This is a genomic window from Pseudomonas sp. NFR09 (assembly GCF_900111535.1).
GTDB classification, from domain to species: domain Bacteria; phylum Pseudomonadota; class Gammaproteobacteria; order Pseudomonadales; family Pseudomonadaceae; genus Aquipseudomonas; species Aquipseudomonas extremorientalis.
Genome location: NZ_FOIH01000004.1, coordinates 90,277 through 107,235, shown reverse-complemented (window position 1 = coordinate 107,235; position 16,959 = coordinate 90,277). Strand labels below are relative to the sequence as shown.

The 16,959-nt window shown below is 62.3% G+C and carries 14 protein-coding genes and 1 riboswitch; of the genes, 11 read left to right on the top strand and 3 right to left on the bottom strand.

Translation table 11 applies throughout. From position 1 onward, the window contains the following. Window positions 1-28: 28 nt before the first annotated feature. Window positions 29-364 carry a DMT family transporter gene (locus BMX59_RS10905; protein ID WP_012721885.1) on the bottom strand — a complete coding sequence of 112 codons (336 nt, stop codon included), beginning with the start codon at window positions 362-364 and terminating at the stop codon, window positions 29-31. 101 nt (window positions 365-465) lie between these two features. Between BMX59_RS10905 and BMX59_RS10900 the strand changes: the two genes are divergently transcribed. Next, window positions 466-1,356 carry a LysR family transcriptional regulator gene (locus tag BMX59_RS10900; protein ID WP_071492295.1) on the top strand — a complete coding sequence of 297 codons (891 nt, stop codon included), beginning with the start codon at window positions 466-468 and terminating at the stop codon, window positions 1,354-1,356. A 23-nt stretch (window positions 1,357-1,379) separates the two neighbouring features. Next, window positions 1,380-2,657, top strand: coding sequence for a lipid IV(A) 3-deoxy-D-manno-octulosonic acid transferase (waaA, locus tag BMX59_RS10895; RefSeq protein WP_093121288.1), 1,278 nt, complete (start codon window positions 1,380-1,382; stop codon window positions 2,655-2,657). A 38-nt stretch (window positions 2,658-2,695) separates the two neighbouring features. Here waaA and BMX59_RS10890 read toward each other — a convergent pair whose 3' ends face one another. Then, window positions 2,696-4,135, bottom strand: a complete 1,440-nt coding sequence (locus tag BMX59_RS10890; RefSeq protein ID WP_071492293.1) for a TolC family outer membrane protein — start codon at window positions 4,133-4,135, stop codon at window positions 2,696-2,698. 196 nt (window positions 4,136-4,331) lie between these two features. Further along, window positions 4,332-4,437, top strand: a riboswitch (TPP riboswitch). 144 nt (window positions 4,438-4,581) lie between these two features. On the opposite strand from BMX59_RS10890, the gene thiC reads away from it, so the two are divergent. Continuing rightward, on the top strand, window positions 4,582-6,471 hold the full coding sequence (thiC, locus tag BMX59_RS10885) for a phosphomethylpyrimidine synthase ThiC (protein ID WP_071492292.1): 1,890 nt from the start codon (window positions 4,582-4,584) through the stop codon (window positions 6,469-6,471). 130 nt (window positions 6,472-6,601) lie between these two features. Further along, the gene (gene cytX / locus BMX59_RS10880; RefSeq protein ID WP_093121287.1) at window positions 6,602-7,894 is read left to right on the top strand and encodes a putative hydroxymethylpyrimidine transporter CytX; all 1,293 of its coding nucleotides are present in this window, start codon (window positions 6,602-6,604) and stop codon (window positions 7,892-7,894) included. Here the strand turns inward: cytX and BMX59_RS10875 are convergent. Next, on the bottom strand, window positions 7,860-8,597 hold the full coding sequence (locus BMX59_RS10875; RefSeq protein ID WP_092246590.1) for an RsiV family protein: 738 nt from the start codon (window positions 8,595-8,597) through the stop codon (window positions 7,860-7,862). The genes cytX and BMX59_RS10875 overlap by 35 nt on opposite strands. 193 nt (window positions 8,598-8,790) lie before the next feature. Between BMX59_RS10875 and BMX59_RS10870 the strand changes: the two genes are divergently transcribed. From BMX59_RS10870 to parC, 7 genes are all read left to right on the top strand, one after another. After that, window positions 8,791-9,408, top strand: a complete 618-nt coding sequence (locus BMX59_RS10870) for an NUDIX domain-containing protein (protein ID WP_093121286.1) — start codon at window positions 8,791-8,793, stop codon at window positions 9,406-9,408. After that, window positions 9,399-9,848 (top strand): DUF1249 domain-containing protein, encoded by a 450-nt coding sequence (locus BMX59_RS10865; protein ID WP_012721893.1) that lies wholly within the window; start codon window positions 9,399-9,401, stop codon window positions 9,846-9,848. Before BMX59_RS10870 ends, BMX59_RS10865 begins: the two co-directional genes overlap by 10 nt. Window positions 9,849-9,945: 97 nt before the next feature. Further along, the gene (cpdA, locus tag BMX59_RS10860) at window positions 9,946-10,761 is read left to right on the top strand and encodes a 3',5'-cyclic-AMP phosphodiesterase (protein WP_093121285.1); all 816 of its coding nucleotides are present in this window, start codon (window positions 9,946-9,948) and stop codon (window positions 10,759-10,761) included. Between the two features lie 184 nt (window positions 10,762-10,945). After that, a complete protein-coding gene (locus BMX59_RS10855) occupies window positions 10,946-11,554 on the top strand; it encodes a YqiA/YcfP family alpha/beta fold hydrolase (RefSeq protein WP_093121284.1) in 609 nt (202 codons plus the stop codon). 44 nt (window positions 11,555-11,598) lie between these two features. Then, a complete protein-coding gene (gene parE, locus BMX59_RS10850; RefSeq protein WP_071491693.1) occupies window positions 11,599-13,506 on the top strand; it encodes a DNA topoisomerase IV subunit B in 1,908 nt (635 codons plus the stop codon). Further along, window positions 13,506-14,501 (top strand): esterase-like activity of phytase family protein, encoded by a 996-nt coding sequence (locus BMX59_RS10845; RefSeq protein WP_093121283.1) that lies wholly within the window; start codon window positions 13,506-13,508, stop codon window positions 14,499-14,501. Before parE ends, BMX59_RS10845 begins: the two co-directional genes overlap by 1 nt. 73 nt (window positions 14,502-14,574) lie before the next feature. Continuing rightward, on the top strand, window positions 14,575-16,839 hold the full coding sequence (gene parC / locus BMX59_RS10840; protein WP_092246599.1) for a DNA topoisomerase IV subunit A: 2,265 nt from the start codon (window positions 14,575-14,577) through the stop codon (window positions 16,837-16,839). Window positions 16,840-16,959: the final 120 nt, after the last annotated feature.

The following is a 16,959-nucleotide window of genomic DNA, read 5'->3' as shown; positions in this document are numbered from 1 at the left end:
GTGCAGTATACAGGCTGTTGAGGAGTGGTCAGTGCCCGGCGGTTTTCGAGAACAGCTGGATCACCACCACGCCCAGCACAATCAGGCCCATCCCCAGCATCGCCGGGATATCCAGCTTCTGCCCGTAGATGAACAACGCCGCGATGCTGACCATCACAATGCCCATTCCAGCCCACACCGCGTAGGCCACGCCCACCGGCACGGTGCGTACCACCAGCGTCAGCATCCAGAACGCCACGCCGTAGCCGACGATCACCAGCAGCAGTGGGATAGGCGTGCTCCAGCCCTTGATGGCTTTCATGGAAACGGTGGCGATCACTTCCGAGCAGATGGCGATAGCCAGATAGCAGTAGGCGGCGTTCATGGGGCAGTCCTCGGATAAAGCGGTCAGTTAAGGCTGGTATTTTAGAGTTATGTCAGATGGGGTAAAGTCATTACCTATCCGAATAAAAGATGGGTTGCGCCATGAGCGTACAGTGGGATCTGGAACGGATGCGTTTGTTTGTCAGCGTCGCCGAGCAGCGTTCGTTTTCGGCGGTGGCGCGCCAGCAGCGCAAGGCTCAATCGGCGGTCAGCAATGGGATTGCCATGCTGGAGGCGGACCTGGGCGTCAGCCTGTTCGAGCGTAGCAGCGGCCGCCAGCCCCGGCTGACCGAAGCCGGCAGTGTGTTGCTGGAAGAAGCGCGCGAAGTGCTGCGCCAGTGCGAGCGACTCAATGGCCGGGCACTGTCATTGACCCGTGGTGAAGAGGCCTGCCTGCGCCTGGCCCAGGATGAAGCCATGCTGTTCCAGCCAGTGCTCGATAGTCTTGAGGCACTGGCCGGGCAGTACCCGTTGTTGGAGGTACAGTTGTCCAGCGCGGCCCAGGGTGATGTGGCGCGCAAGCTGGTGGAGCGCAAGGCTGACCTGGGCCTGCTGTTCTATCACGACCAGATCCCTGAAGCCCTGGAGCGGCGCGTGGTCGGCAGCGTGGAGATGGTCACGGTGTGCGGTGTGAATCACCCGCTGGCCAAGCAAACCTATGTAACGTGCCAGCACCTGGCGCAGTTCCGCCAGTTGCTGATGTCGACCCAGACCAGTGTCTACCCCGGCAGCGAAGCCGCCAGCCCGCTGGTGTGGCGCGCCGACAGTTTCTACGTGCTGGCCGAATGGCTGATGAGTGGCCTGGGCTGGGCCTGGTTGCCGCGGCATATCGTGCAATACCCGACCTACCAGCAACAGATGGTCGAACTGGACAGCGAATGGACGCCGCCGGCCCTGGTGGTCGAGCTGGTCTGGCGGCGCGACGAACATCTGGGGCCGGCAGCGCGCTTCCTGGCCAAACGATTTGCCGAGTGCTTGCAGGCGATCGACTGAAAAAGCCGATAAACTCCGCCGCCATGAATAGAACTCTCTACAGCTGTCTGTTTTACCTGGCGCTGCCCTTGGTGGCTTTACGTCTGTGGCTGCGCGCGCGCAAGGCGCCGGCCTATGCCAAGCGCGTCGGCGAGCGCTTCTCCTATGGCTTGCCGGTGATGCGGCCGGGTGGGATCTGGGTGCACGCCGTGTCGGTGGGCGAAAGCATTGCCGCTGCGCCTATGGTGCGCGGGTTGCTGGAGCGTTATCCGACGCTGCCGATCACCGTCACCTGCATGACGCCGACCGGTTCCGAGCGTATCCAGGCGTTGTTCGCCAATGAACCGCGAATCCAGCACTGCTACTTGCCGTATGACTTGCCGTGCGCGGCCAAGCGTTTTCTTGATCGTGTACAGCCCAAGCTCGCGGTGATCATGGAAACCGAGCTGTGGCCCAATCATATCCACGCCTGCGCCCGGCGCGGGATTCCGGTGGCATTGGCCAATGCGCGGTTGTCGGCGCGTTCGGCCAAGGGCTATGGGCGCTTTGCCAGGCTGACGGCGCCGATGTTGGCCGAAATGAGCCTGTTCGCTGTGCAGACGCAAGCCGAAGCGCAGCGCTTCCTGGATTTGGGGGCTCGGCCGGAAACCGTCGAAGTCACCGGCTCGATCAAGTTCGACCTGACCATCGACCCCCAGTTGCCGGTGCGCGCCGCCGCGTTGCGCGCGCAATGGGGTGCCAGCGAGCGTCCGGTGTGGATCGCAGCGAGTACCCATGAAGGTGAAGATGAGGTGGTGCTGGCCGCCCATCGCCGACTGCTCGACAGCTACCCCAACGCTCTGCTGATTCTGGTGCCGCGCCATCAGGAGCGCTTCGGCCCGATGTTCGCATTGTGCGAGCAGCAGGGTTTTGCCACGGTGCGTCGCTCCAGTGGCGAACCCGTCACCGCGAACACGTCGGTACTGCTCGGCGACACCATGGGCGAGTTGCTGTTTCTCTACGCCTTGGCCGATAGCGCGTTCGTAGGCGGCAGCCTGGTGGCGACCGGTGGGCACAACCCACTGGAACCGGCGGCGCTGGCCTTGCCGGTGATCATGGGGCCACATGTGTTCAACTTCCTCGAAATCACCGCGATGATGCGTGAAGCCGGGGCGTTGCGCGCGGTGGACGACGCAGAAGGGTTGGCCGAAGCCGTGCGCCAGTTGTTCGAACTGCCGCAGGATGCACGCAAGATGGCACAGGCGGGGCTCAGGGTGATGCAGGCCAACCAGGGCGCGTTGAAGCGTTTACTGGATGGCCTGGGTCGACTGCTGCCTGACTGAATCAGCACCTGACTCAATGTGGGAGGGGGGCAGTGGATTCAGTTGCCGGGGCGGGCCTTGAGCTGCTCGGCGGCAGCCTTGGCCAGGTCCGGCGGCAGGAAGTCGCGGTCCGGGTTGTAGTCAGCCTTGAGGTAGCGCGCCAGGTCCTGCAGGTCTCCCGGGTTCAAGGTGCCGGCCGCCTGCTTCAGGCGCAGGTTGTCGAGGATGTAGTCGTAGCGACTGTTGTTGTAGTTGCGCACCGACGCGTAGAGCTGGCGCTGTGAGTCGAGCACGTCGACGATATTGCGCGTCCCCACCTGATAGCCGATTTCCGTGGCTTCCACCGCGCTCTGGTTGGAGATGATCGACTGGCGGCGCGCCTGTACCTGCTCCACGTCGGTGTTCACCGCGCGGTGCAGGTTGCGGGTGTTTTCCACCACCTGGCGGCGCAGGCCTTCGCGCTGCTGCTCGGTCTGGCCCAGACGCGAGTAGGACTCACGCACCTGCGAGCTGGTCAGCCCGCCGCTGTAGATCGGGATGCTCAGGCGCAGGCCAATGGTGCGCTGTTCCACATCTCCCCGGTACGGCGTGCCGAAGGCGTTCGGGTTGCTGAAACCGAGGGCGTCATTGTCGCCTTTCTCATATTGCGCCACGGCGTCCAGGGTTGGCGCGTGACCGGCCTTGCGCTGCTTGAGGGTTTCTTCGGCGGCAGTGACCGCGTAGTTGCTGGCCAGCAGGTTCAGGTTCTGGCGGCCGGCGGTTTCGACCCAGGCCTTGGCGTCGTTCGGCAGCGGCGGCAGCACCGGCAGCGTGTGGACGATGCCCTGGATCGAGTTGTACTGGCGGTTGGTCAGGGTGATCAGCGCTTCGAACGCATCCTCGACCTGGCGCTGGGCCAGGATGCGGTTGGCGCGGGCGGTGTCGTAGCTGGCCTGGGATTGCAGCACGTCGGTCTTGTCCGACAGGCCCACGTCAAAGCGCTCGTTGGACTGGTCCAGCTGGCGTTTGAACGCGTTTTCTTCGGCCTTGGTCGAGGCCAGGTTGTCCTGGGCGCGCAGCACGGCAAAATAGCTTTCGGCGCTTTGCAGGATCAGGTTCTGTTCGGTGGCCGACAGTTGCAATGCCGCCTGCTCATTGGTGGCCTCGGCGGCTTGCAGCTGGAACCAGCGGTCGGCACGGAACAGCGGCTGGCTCAGGGTGGCGCGCCAGGAGTGCGCATCGCGGTTGGCGGTAGCGGCCGGGGTGTCGATCTGGGTGCGCACGTTGTTGATATCGGCACCGCCGGTCAGGTTCGGCAGCAGGCCGGCGCGGGCCTGGGGCACCACTTCCTTTTGCGCGCCGTACTGGGCACGGGCGGCGGCCAGGTCGGCGTTGTTGTCCACCGCTTCCTGGTAGACGCTGACCAGGTCGGTTTTGGCGGACAAGGGCGCTTCAGCTGCCCAGACCATTCCGTTGGTCGCACAAGACACGGCAAAAGCCAGTGAAAGTTTGCGCAGCATGAGGCGATCCCTAGTTTGAATATTACGATGATAATTTAGCGCCCAAGGCTAAGGCCGGCCATTCCTGGCGTCAAGCATTGTGGCGGCAACCGAGTGTAGTGGTGCTGACTCGGCGCAACAATCCCGCAATCACGCCATTCATCACGCTGAATGCACCGCCATTGGCAATTTGCCCACGGCATGGTCTAGACTGGCCGCGTTCTTGTCGGGGTGCCTTGTTGGAAGGCTGAGATCGGTAAATACCGGATCCCGTTGAACCTGATCAGGTTAGCGCCTGCGTAGGGAACAAGATTTCTCGTCACCCGGCGAGTCCTCTTGTGCTTCGTCCGGGATGTTGTTCGACAATCGAACAGCCTCGTGCGCCAAGCACAGCACTGGTTCCAGTGCGTCCGTCCGTCACAGGTTCGCTCCGACAATAATCCACCGCCTGGATATTGGAGCCCGTGATGACTACAAAATTAAAAAATACCGTGCATTTGAGTGAGTCGGCCAAAGTCGACTCCGGCTCCGTGCAGCCCTTTACCCGCTCGCAGAAGATCTACGTAGAAGGCACTCGCCCGGACATCCGTGTACCGATGCGACAAATCAGCCTGGACGTCACCCCCACCGATTTCGGCGGTGAGATCAACGCGCCGGTTACCGTGTATGACACCTCCGGCCCCTACACCGACCCCAACGTGATCATCGATGTGCGCAAAGGCCTGGGCGATGTGCGCTCGCCGTGGATCGAAGCGCGTGGCGACACCGAGCGCCTGCCGGGCCTCAGCTCGCACTTCGGCCAACAGCGCCTCAGCGACGCCGAGTTGACCGCGTTGCGCTTCGCCCATGTGAAGAACCCGCGTCGTGCCAAGGCCGGCGCCAACGTCACCCAGATGCACTACGCGCGCAAAGGCATCATCACCGCCGAGATGGAATACGTCGCCATCCGCGAAAACATGAAGCTCGAAGAAGCCCGCGCCAGTGGCCTGCTCGACCAGCAGCACGCCGGCCACAGCTTTGGCGCCAGCGTGCCGAAGATCATCACCCCCGAATTCGTGCGCGAAGAAATCGCCCGCGGCCGCGCGATCATCCCGGCCAACATCAACCACACCGAACTGGAACCGATGATCATCGGCCGTAACTTCCTGGTGAAGATCAACGGCAACATCGGCAACAGCGCCCTGGGTTCGTCCATCGAAGAAGAAGTGGCCAAACTGACCTGGGGCATTCGCTGGGGCTCGGACACGGTGATGGACCTGTCCACCGGCAAACATATTCATGAAACCCGCGAATGGATCATCCGCAATTCGCCGGTGCCGATCGGCACCGTGCCGATCTACCAGGCCCTGGAAAAAGTCGGCGGCGCCGCCGAGGACCTGACCTGGGAGCTGTTCCGCGACACCCTGATCGAGCAGGCCGAGCAGGGCGTCGACTACTTCACCATCCACGCCGGCGTGTTGCTGCGCTACGTGCCGCTTACCGCCAAGCGCGTCACCGGCATCGTGTCTCGTGGCGGCTCGATCATGGCCAAGTGGTGCCTGGCGCACCACAAAGAGAACTTCACCTACACGCATTTCGACGAAATCTGCGAAATCATGAAGGCCTACGACGTCAGCTTCTCCCTCGGCGATGGCCTGCGCCCGGGTTCGATTGCCGACGCCAACGACGCCGCGCAATTCGGTGAGCTGGAAACCTTGGGCGAACTGACCAAGACCGCCTGGAAGCACGACGTGCAAACCATGATCGAAGGCCCTGGCCACGTGCCGATGCAGTTGATCAAGGAGAACATGGACAAGCAGCTCGAGTGCTGCGACGAAGCGCCGTTCTACACCCTCGGCCCGCTGACCACCGACATCGCGCCAGGCTACGACCACATCACCTCCGGCATCGGCGCGGCGATGATCGGCTGGTTCGGTTGCGCCATGCTCTGCTACGTCACGCCCAAGGAACACCTGGGCCTGCCGAACAAGGATGACGTGAAGACCGGGATCATCACCTACAAGATCGCCGCCCACGCGGCGGACCTCGCCAAAGGTCATCCGGGCGCGCAGATCCGCGATAACGCCTTGAGCAAGGCGCGTTTCGAGTTCCGCTGGGAAGACCAGTTCAACCTTGGCCTTGACCCCGACACCGCGCGTTCCTATCACGACGAAACCCTGCCGAAGGACTCGGCCAAGGTCGCGCACTTCTGCTCGATGTGCGGGCCGAAGTTCTGCTCGATGAAGATCACCCAGGAAGTGCGTGAGTACGCGGCCAACCAGCGCATTGAAGCGGTGGACGTGGATGTGGCCAAGGGCCTGGCCGAGCAGGCGGAGCGGTTCAAGCAGGAAGGCAGTCAGCTCTACAAAAAGGTCTGATTCGAGATCGTAGGCGCCTGTACCGGCCTTATCGGGGGCAAGCCCCCTCCCACATTACTCAAATTGTGGGAGGGGGCTTGCCCCCGATAGCGATCCGACAAACAACAAATGTTCCTCAGAGATAACCCCCTTGAGCATTCAACCGAGTACTTACTCCCCCGATATCGCAGTGCCGAGCGACAAAAGAGTCTTCGGCGCCCGCGACCTGTTCTCCCTGTGGTTCTCCCTCGGCATCGGCCTGATGGTCCTGCAGACCGGCGCCTTGCTGGCGCCGGGCCTGGGCTTGTCCGGTTCGTTGCTGGCGATTTCCCTTGGCACCCTGGTCGGCGTCCTGCTGCTGGCCGCCGTCGGCGTCATCGGCAGCGATACCGGCCTGTCCGCCATGGCCGCGCTCAAGCTCAGCCTGGGTGCCAAGGGTGCCAGACTGCCGGCGTTGCTCAACCTGCTGCAACTGATCGGCTGGGGCTCGTTCGAAATCATCGTGATGCGTGACGCCGCGAGCCTGTTGGGCGCGCGAGCATTCAGCGACGGCAGTCTGTTGGCCAGCCCATTGCTGTGGACGCTGTTCTTCGGCGGTCTGGCGACCTTGCTGGCGGTCAGCGGTCCACTGACGTTTGTGCGTCAGGTCCTGCGCAAATGGGGTATCTGGCTGCTGCTCGCCGCCTGCCTGTGGCTGACCTGGAACCTGTTCGCCAAAGCCGACCTCGCCGCACTCTGGGCCAACGCCGGTGACAGTTCGATGCCGTTCGCGGTGGGCGTTGATATCGCGATTGCCATGCCGCTGTCATGGCTGCCGCTGATTGCCGATTACTCACGCTTCGGCAAGCGCGCCAAAAACGTGTTTGGCGGCACGGCGCTGGGTTTCTTTATCGGTAATTTCTGGCTGATGAGCCTGGGCGTGGCCTACACCCTGGCGTTTGCGCCGAGCGGTGAGGTGAATGCGCTGTTGCTGGCGCTGGCCGGGGCTGGCCTGGGGATTCCGCTGCTGCTGATCCTGCTGGATGAGTCGGAAAATGCCTTTGCCGATATTCACTCGGCGGCGGTTTCCAGCGGCCTGCTGTTGCGTTTGAAGGTGGAGCACCTGGCGTTGGCCATCGGCGTGATCTGCACGCTTATCGCCTGCTTTGCACCGTTGGCGCAATACCAGAACTTCCTGTTGCTGATCGGCTCGGTGTTCGCGCCGCTGTTCGGCGTGGTGCTGGTGGATCACTTTATCCTGCGTCGTCGTGGCCAGGGCGCTGTCGCCAACCTGCGTTGGCCGGCGCTGCTGGCTTGGCTGGGCGGCGTCGCGACGTATCACCTGTTGGCCAATCTGTATCCGGACATCGGCGCGACCCTGCCGGCGCTGGTGCTGGCAGGGCTGTTGCAGTTAATTCTGGCTAAAGCCTTCAGCGGCGTGCAGGCACCAGCTCAGGCTGGATGATGCCGTCCAGGCGTGAATAGGGTATCTGCAATTCGACGTGGCCCAGGGCGTACGGCGCGATGGTGTTGGTAGGGTACTTGAGGATCACGCCCCCATAGGTCAGCGCCACGTTCGGGGTTTTCTGGAAGGGGTAGGTCTTCACATACTCCGGCTCCAGGCTCAGGCGGGTGCTGATCAGCCAGCTGTTGTGGGCCACCTGGGCGGCTTTCCAGAACGCATCTTCCTTGCCGGGCAGCAGCATGTCGGTCAGGGTCAGGGCCTTTTGCCGCTGGCGCGAATAGTTGATGAACGCACGGCCGGGCTCGCCGTGGGTGGCGCCCTGGTCCAGGTAGCTGGACAATTCGATGATCACCAAGCCGTCATGCTGTTCACGTACCTTGGCCTGCAAGTACATGCTGTTGCGTGGAGCGGCGGTTTTCAGGAATTGCTCGCGATAGGTCTCCAGGCTCGTCGGCAGGGGATCGCTTTGGGTCATTTCCAGCAGGCGCTGTTCAATCAATGCGTCCAGCTTGGGTTCCTTGGCAAAGTGCACGGTGTCGATATTCACCAGCGGGCAATCGGCGCTGGCGCAGCCCGGCTTGCTTTGCTCGGTGGCGTCGCGGGTGGCTTCCACCGGGGTTTTGTAACTCGGCTGGAAAAGGCTCTGGCACGCGCCGAGGGTCAATGCGATGCAGGCCACGGAGGCGATTTTTAAAAGCGACATGTAAGTCCTTCGTCTATCGATAAGAGCGAAATTTGTGGAGCTTCGACTGCCAGCACGGCAGTCAGTTCGCCACTAAGCTGATTAGAGTGTGTTTGACGCCCGCCGTCTATCCCGGCAACTGGAAAGGGGCTGCATCCAGAGGCATGAGCGCGTTAGGATGGCGCCAATTGCGCAGGCTCAACGAGGAAGGGATATGACGGATTTTGCAAAATCGACGCCGAGCACAATCGAGATTGTTCAGCGCGACAATGCCTACCAGGGCTTCTACAAGCTTGATCGCGTGCAACTGCGCCACGAGAAGTTCGATGGCGGCATGAGCCGGGTGATCAACCGTGAAGTCTTTGTTCGTCATGATGCCGTGTGCGTGCTGCCCTACGACCCGCAGCATGATGAAGTGGTGCTGATCGAGCAGTTCCGCGTCGGCGCCATGGGGCGTACCGACAACCCGTGGCTGGTAGAGATGGTCGCCGGCCTGATCGACAAGGATGAAGAGCCGGAGGAGGTTGCACACCGCGAAGCCGAGGAGGAAGCTGGGCTGACATTCTCCGCGCTGTGGCCGATCACCAAATATTTCCCGTCGCCCGGTGGCAGTACCGAATTTGTCCACTTGTACCTGGGCCGTTGCGACAGCTCGGGTGCGGGGGGCGTCCATGGATTGGAAGAAGAAGCTGAAGATATCCGCGTCACCGTGTGGGCCTTCGAAGATGCCCTGCAAGCGGTGCGCGACGGCAAAATTTCCAACGCAGCCAGCATTATCGCCCTGCAGTGGCTTGCGCTTAATCGCGCGGAAGTGAGGGGGTTATGGCAGTAAAGGCACGGGAACGTTATCGAGTCGACCTGATCGGGCTGCAAGCCGCCTGCGAGGCCAACTATGCGCGGCTGATGCGCCTGCTCCCCGACATGCGTCACGCCCCCGAGGCGCGGCGTATCGGCGTGACCCATGGCGACCAGATGCTCGGCGTGCTGGCCTTGGAAGTGATCGTCAACTGCCCGTACACCACCACCCTGCGCGTGCGCCAGGAGCACAGCCTGCCTTGGCTGCCGGTGCCGCAGTTGGAAGTACAGGTGTACCACGACGCACGCATGGCCGAAGTGATCAGCGCCGAACATGCGCGGCGCTTTCGCAGCATCTATCCTTACCCCAACGTGTTCATGCACCAGCCCGACGAGAAAGCACAACTGAATGTGTTCCTCGGTGAATGGTTGAGTCACTGCCTGGCCCTGGGCCATGAGTTCGAAGCCGTGCGGTAGATGTGAACTGCGTCCGCTTCCTGGGTTTCCTCTTTGTGTCCTGCCCCAGCATAATCACGCCAAACGTCCATTCCTGCGATTGCCTTGGGAGAGCGCCTTGCCGAGCGTATCCACCGCGAGCCCCGATGCACCGGCCTTGCTGGTGCAACTGTCCGACAGCCACCTGTTTGCCGAGGCCGATGGCACGCTGTTGGGCATGAACACCCGTGACAGCCTGCAAAGGGTGATCGAGCTGGTGCGTGCGCAGCAGCCCCGCATTGATCTGGTGTTAGCCACCGGGGATCTTTCCCAGGACGGCACACTGGAGTCGTATCAGCAGTTTCGCGATATGACGGCGCCCATCGGCGCCCCGACGCGCTGGATTCCTGGCAATCACGACGAGCCGCAGATCATGGCCCACGCCGCCGTGCACAGCGACTTGCTGGAACCGGTGGTCGATATCGGCCATTGGCGTGTCACCCTGCTGGACTCCGCTGTACCCGGCTCTGTGCCCGGTTACTTGCAGGACAGCCAATTGCAACTGCTCGCCCAGGCCCTGAGCGAAGCGCCGAACCGTCACCATCTGGTGTGCTTCCACCATCATCCGGTGTCCATCGGTTGCGCCTGGATGGAACCCATTGGCCTGCGTAACCCGGAGGCCCTGTTTGCGGTGCTCGACCGTTTCCCGCAGGTGAGGGCGGTACTGTGGGGGCATGTGCACCAGGAAATCGACCACGAGCGCAACGGCGTGCGCCTGCTGGCGTCGCCGTCCACCTGCATCCAGTTCGCGCCGGGCAGCGAGGATTTCAAGGTCAGTGAACAGGCACCGGGCTACCGCTGGCTGCGCCTGCACGCCGACGGACGGTTGGAGACCGGGGTGGAGCGTGTCCAGGGCTTCGAATTTACCGTGGACTACGGCAGCAACGGCTATTGACTGTGGGAGGGCGCTTGCCCCCGATGGCGGTGGATCAGTCACATCTAACAGTGCCTGACACTCCGCTATCGGGGGCAAGCCCACTCCCACATTGGATCTTCGGTGTATTGAGGGCTGAGGTCATCACACACGGCTTCGATCCCTGTAAACTGCGCCTCTTTGGCTGAGTCATGGAGAGCCCGGCATGTCCGCTTCGATCCTGTATATCCACGGTTTCAACAGCGCGCCGGCGTCCAACAAGGCCAGCCAGCTGATCACCGTGATGGACAACCTTGGCCTCGCCGGGCAACTGCGTGTACCGGCCCTGCATCACCATCCCCGTCAGGCGATTCCTCAACTGGAAGCCGCGATTGCCGAACTGGGTCGGCCACTGCTGGTCGGCAGCTCACTCGGCGGCTACTATGCAACCCATCTTGCCGAACGCCATGGCCTCAAGGCATTGCTGGTGAACCCGGCGGTCAGCCCCCATCGGATGTTCGACGGTTACCTGGGCACCCAGAAGAACCTCTACACCGAAGAGACCTGGGAGCTGACCCACGACCACGTGACGGCCCTGGCCGAACTGGAAGTGCCGGCGCCCCAGGACGCCGCGCGGTATCAGGTGTGGTTGCAGACCGGGGATGAAACCCTGGATTATCGCCTCGCCCAGCAGTATTACCGGGCCTGTGCCTTGCGCATCCAGGCCGGCGGCGACCATGGTTACCAGGGTTTCGCCCGGCAATTACCGGCGATCTTGAGCTTTGCCGGTATTGGCGCAGATCAGTATCAATCCTTCGACTTTGCTGCACTGTAAAGTCGCAGGTCATTTTTTAATCGAACGACTCACGACGAGACCCCATGGCCACTCCCAGCGCTAGCTCTTATAACGCCGACGCCATCGAAGTCCTCTCGGGCCTCGACCCGGTGCGCAAACGCCCCGGCATGTACACCGACACCAGTCGGCCGAACCACCTTGCCCAGGAAGTCATCGACAACAGCGTCGACGAAGCCTTGGCCGGGCACGCCAAGTCGGTGCATGTCATTCTCCACGCTGACCACTCCCTGGAAGTGTCCGACGATGGTCGCGGCATGCCGGTGGACATCCACCCGGAAGAGGGGGTGCCGGGCGTCGAGCTGATCCTCACCAAGCTCCACGCGGGTGGCAAGTTCTCCAACAAGAACTACCAGTTCTCCGGTGGCCTGCACGGTGTGGGTATTTCCGTGGTCAACGCCCTGTCCACGCTGGTGCGGGTCAAGGTCAAGCGCGACGGCAACGAGTACCAGATGACCTTTGCCGATGGCTACAAAGCCACCGACCTGGAAGTGATCGGCACCGTTGGCAAGCGCAACACCGGCACCAGCGTGTACTTCGCGCCGGACCCGAAATACTTCGATTCGCCGAAATTCTCCATCAGCCGCCTCAAGCATGTGCTCAAGGCCAAGGCCGTGCTGTGCCCGGGCCTGCTGGTGACCTTTGAAGACAAAGGCACCGGCGAGAAGGTCGAGTGGCATTACGAAGACGGCCTGCGTTCGTACCTGGAAGACTCCGTCAGCGACTTCGAGCGCCTGCCCAACGAGCCGTTCTGCGGCAGCCTGGCCGGTAATAAAGAGGCCGTGGACTGGGCGCTGCTGTGGTTGCCCGAGGGCGGCGATAGCGTGCAGGAAAGCTACGTCAACCTGATCCCCACGGCCCAGGGCGGCACCCACGTCAACGGCTTACGCCAGGGCCTGCTCGATGCCATGCGCGAATTCTGCGAATACCGCAGCCTGCTGCCACGCGGGGTGAAGCTGGCGCCGGAAGACGTGTGGGAGCGCATTGCGTTCGTGCTGTCGATGAAGATGCAGGAGCCGCAATTTTCCGGCCAGACCAAAGAGCGCCTGTCGTCCCGTGAAGCGGCGGCGTTTGTCTCTGGGGTGGTCAAGGATGCGTTCAGCCTGTGGCTCAATGAGCACCCTGAACTGGGCCTGGCCCTGGCTGAGCTGGCGATCAACAACGCCGGCCGTCGCTTGAAGGCCAGCAAGAAGGTCGAGCGCAAACGCATCACCCAGGGCCCGGCATTGCCCGGCAAACTGGCCGATTGCGCCGGGCAGGACCCGATGCGCTCCGAGCTGTTCCTGGTGGAAGGTGACTCCGCCGGCGGTTCCGCCAAGCAAGCGCGGGACAAGGAGTTCCAGGCGATCCTGCCGTTGCGCGGCAAGATCCTCAACACCTGGGAAGTCGATGGCAGCGAAGTCCTGGCCAGCCAGGAAGTGCACAACATCGCCGTGGCCATTGGGGTAGACCCGGGCGCGGCGGACATGAGCCAGTTGCGCTACGGCAAGATCTGCATCCTCGCCGACGCCGACTCCGACGGCCTGCACATCGCCACGCTGTTGTGCGCGCTGTTCGTCCAGCACTTCCGCCCGCTGGTGGATGCCGGCCACGTCTACGTCGCCATGCCGCCGCTGTACCGGATCGACCTGGGCAAAGAGATTTACTACGCCCTGGATGAAGCCGAGCGCGATGGCATCCTCGACCGCCTGGTGGCCGAGAAGAAGCGCGGCAAGCCACAGGTCACGCGATTCAAAGGCCTGGGTGAAATGAACCCGCCGCAACTGCGCGAAACCACCATGGACCCGAACACCCGGCGCCTGGTGCAGTTGACGCTGGGCGACGATTTCGCCGCCACCTCGGAAATGATGGACATGCTGCTGGCGAAGAAACGCGCGCCGGACCGCAAGTCCTGGCTGGAATCCAAAGGCAACCTGGCCGAGGTTCTGGGCTGATGCGCACAGGTTTCGCCCTGGCGATCCTGATGTTGAGCAGTTTGGCGGCCGCCCAGGTGGCTGCCGCGCCTGCGGCCGAGCTCAAGCTGGTGTCCGAACACCCGGTGGACGGCATGCGCGGCGGCAACCTGTCGGGCCTGGCGTTGTGCGGTAACGAGTTGTGGACGGTTTCCGATCGTGACGACGACCAGATCTACCGCCTGGATACAAGCGAGACGACTTGGAAGGCCGAAACCGTGAAGATCGACGTGCCGCCGGTGCCCGAGTCCGGCTTGCCCTGGGGGTTGCGTTCGCGCACCAAGGCAGCCTCGCTCATTCGCGGTGGCGACCTGGATTTTGAAGGTATCACCTGCGATGCCGCCGGTAACCGCTACATTGTCAGCGAAGCCCATGCGGCGGTGCTGCAAGTGCCGGTTACGGGGGCGCCGGACTGGTTGAGGATCGCACCGGGCATGGTGCGTGAGGCCCGGGCCAGCGGCCTGTTGCTGCACTTCAATGCATTGTTTGAAGGCCTGGCGATCAATCCTGAAGGTAATCAGATCTGGCTGGCGGCTGAGCGTGAACGGCGTGGCCTGATTTCCATCAAGCGTCCGCAAAGCCTGTGGGACTGCGATGGCCCGTGCGTGTTATTGAGTGAGGCGGGCACCGAGATGCAGCCTGCCCAGGTGCCCAAGGCCAAGGCGGTCGCCAGGAATTTTTCGGATGTGGCGCTGTTTCAGGGCAAATTGTTCACGCTCGAAAGCAGCCAATACCAGCTGTGCCGCCGCGATGCCGTCACAGGGGCTGTCGAGCAATGCTGGTCATTTGCTTCCGAGATGCTCACGCCGCAACGCCGATACGATCAGCCCTACGGCCTGGCCGAAGCGTTGGTGGTGGACGCCGATGGCGCCTGGATCGGTCTGGACAACAATTTCGGCCCACGTGCCGATGGTGAAAAACGCCCCATGGTCTATCGTTTTGCCGCCCCTGTCGGTGGCTGGAGCGCCAAGCCATGAGCCAACACTTTTTTGAATTGACCCGGTGCCGTGGCATTTCCGCTGCGCCATACCCAAGCATGATGAGGCCCGCATGAGTGACATCCTCGCAGACAGCTTAGACGGCGTAGAGCGCCGGTCGCTGGCTGACTTCACCGAAAATGCCTACCTCAACTACTCCATGTACGTGATCATGGACCGTGCCTTGCCGCATATCGGCGACGGCCTGAAGCCCGTACAACGGCGCATCATCTACGCCATGAGTGAGTTGGGCCTGGACGCTGATTCCAAGCACAAGAAATCGGCACGTACCGTCGGTGACGTACTCGGTAAGTTCCATCCCCACGGCGACTCGGCGTGCTACGAAGCCATGGTGCTGATGGCCCAACCGTTCAGCTATCGCTACACGCTGGTGGACGGCCAGGGTAACTGGGGTGCGCCGGATGATCCCAAGTCCTTCGCTGCCATGCGATACACCGAAGCGCGCCTGTCGCGTTACTCGGAAGTCTTGCTGAGCGAACTGGGGCAGGGCACCGCCGACTGGGGGCCCAACTTCGACGGCACGCTCGACGAGCCACTGGTGTTACCGGCACGTTTGCCGAATATCCTGCTCAATGGCACCACCGGTATTGCGGTGGGTATGGCCACTGACGTACCGCCGCACAACCTGCGTGAGGTCGCCACGGCCTGCGTGCGTTTGCTGGATGAGCCCAAAGCCACGGTTGAACAGCTCTGCGAGCACATCCAGGGCCCGGACTATCCGACCGAAGCGGAAATCATCACACCGCGCGCCGACCTGCTGAAAATGTACGAAACCGGCAAGGGCTCGGTGCGCATGCGCGCCGTGTACCACATCGAGGATGGCGACATTATCGTCACCGCACTGCCGCACCAGGTGTCGGGCGCCAAGGTGCTGGAGCAGATCGCCGCGCTGATGCAGGCCAAACCGTCGAAACTGCCGCAGGTGGCCGACCTGCGTGACGAGTCCGACCACGAGAACCCATGCCGCATCGTGATCATCCCGACCAACAGCCGGGTCGACCACGAAGTGTTGATGCAGCATCTGTTTGCCAGCACGGACCTGGAGTCCAGCTACCGGGTCAACGTCAACATCATCGGCCTGGACGGCAAGCCGCAGTTGAAGAACCTGCGCAACCTGCTGGTGGAGTGGCTGGAGTTCCGGGTGCAGACCGTGCGTCGCCGCCTGCAATTCCGCCTCGACAAGGTCGAGCGCCGCCTGCACCTGTTGGACGGCTTGCTGATTGCCTACCTCAACCTGGATGAAGTGATCCATATCATCCGTACCGCCGAGCACCCGAAAGCCGAGCTGATCGCGCGGTTTGAGCTGAGCGAGATCCAGGCTGACTACATCCTCGATACCCGCTTGCGTCAATTGGCGCGACTGGAAGAGATGAAGCTGCGCGACGAACAGGACGCGCTGCTCAAGGAGCAAGCCAAGCTGCAAGCCCTGCTGGGCAGTGAGGCCAAGCTGAAGAAACTGGTGCGCAGCGAGCTGATCAAAGACGCCGAAACCTACGGTGACGAGCGTCGTTCGCCAATTGTGCAGCGTGCCGAGGCGAAAGCCCTGACAGAAACCGAGCTGCTGCCAAACGAGAAAATTACTGTCGTTCTGTCGGAAAAGGGTTGGGTTCGATCCGCCAAGGGGCATGATATTGACGCCACTGGTCTGTCGTACAAGGCCGGTGACGGGTTCAAGACCGCTGCGGCCGGGCGTTCCAACCAGTTTGCGGTGTTTATCGATTCCACCGGGCGCAGTTATTCGGTACCGGCCCACACCTTGCCATCCGCACGGGGACAGGGCGAGCCGTTGACCGGGCGTCTGACGCCGCCGCCAGGGGCGAATTTCGAATGTGTGCTGCTGCCGGACGACGATGCGCTGTATGTGATCGCGTCCGACGCGGGTTACGGTTTCGTGGTCAAGGGTGAAGACCTGCAGGCCAAGAACAAGGCGGGCAAGGCGTTGCTGAGCTTGCCCAACAACGCCAAGGTGATCCTGCCGCGGCCGGTGGATGATCGTGAGAGCAACTGGCTGGCGTCGGTGACCACCGAAGGGCGTTTGCTGGTGTTCAAGATCAGCGACCTGCCGCAGTTGGGCAAAGGTAAAGGCAACAAGATCATCGGTATTCCCGGCGAGCGGGTGGCCAGTCGCGAAGAGTACGTGACCGACATCGCGGTGATCCCGGAAGGCGCGACCCTGGTGCTCCAGGCCGGCAAGCGTACGCTGTCGCTACGCCCTGACGACCTTGAACATTACAAGGGCGAACGTGGTCGGCGTGGTAACAAACTGCCTCGAGGCTTCCAGCGAGTGGATGCCTTGCTGGTAGAAGCGCCGGTTTAACGCGTTTTAGAGCTCTCGATCTACGATTTAACGCGTAGATCGATGCTTTGGCGCTGGAGTCATGGCGCATATTCACGGATGATATGGCCTTTCCAGCGCCGGCGTGGCCGAGCGTGTTTA

Excerpts from the sequence above, each read along its gene's own strand:
- BMX59_RS10905 (WP_012721885.1), bottom strand. The coding sequence starts at position 364 with ATGAACGCCGCCTACTGCTATCTGGCTATCGCCATCTGCTCGGAAGTG.
- BMX59_RS10900 (WP_071492295.1), top strand. The coding sequence starts at position 466 with ATGAGCGTACAGTGGGATCTGGAACGGATGCGTTTGTTTGTCAGCGTC.
- waaA (WP_093121288.1), top strand. The coding sequence starts at position 1,380 with ATGAATAGAACTCTCTACAGCTGTCTGTTTTACCTGGCGCTGCCCTTG.
- BMX59_RS10890 (WP_071492293.1), bottom strand. The coding sequence starts at position 4,135 with ATGCTGCGCAAACTTTCACTGGCTTTTGCCGTGTCTTGTGCGACCAAC.
- thiC (WP_071492292.1), top strand. The coding sequence starts at position 4,582 with ATGACTACAAAATTAAAAAATACCGTGCATTTGAGTGAGTCGGCCAAA.
- BMX59_RS10875 (WP_092246590.1), bottom strand. The coding sequence starts at position 8,597 with ATGTCGCTTTTAAAAATCGCCTCCGTGGCCTGCATCGCATTGACCCTC.
- BMX59_RS10870 (WP_093121286.1), top strand. The coding sequence starts at position 8,791 with ATGACGGATTTTGCAAAATCGACGCCGAGCACAATCGAGATTGTTCAG.
- BMX59_RS10865 (WP_012721893.1), top strand. The coding sequence starts at position 9,399 with ATGGCAGTAAAGGCACGGGAACGTTATCGAGTCGACCTGATCGGGCTG.
- BMX59_RS10855 (WP_093121284.1), top strand. The coding sequence starts at position 10,946 with ATGTCCGCTTCGATCCTGTATATCCACGGTTTCAACAGCGCGCCGGCG.
- parE (WP_071491693.1), top strand. The coding sequence starts at position 11,599 with ATGGCCACTCCCAGCGCTAGCTCTTATAACGCCGACGCCATCGAAGTC.
- BMX59_RS10845 (WP_093121283.1), top strand. The coding sequence starts at position 13,506 with ATGCGCACAGGTTTCGCCCTGGCGATCCTGATGTTGAGCAGTTTGGCG.
- parC (WP_092246599.1), top strand. The coding sequence starts at position 14,575 with ATGAGTGACATCCTCGCAGACAGCTTAGACGGCGTAGAGCGCCGGTCG.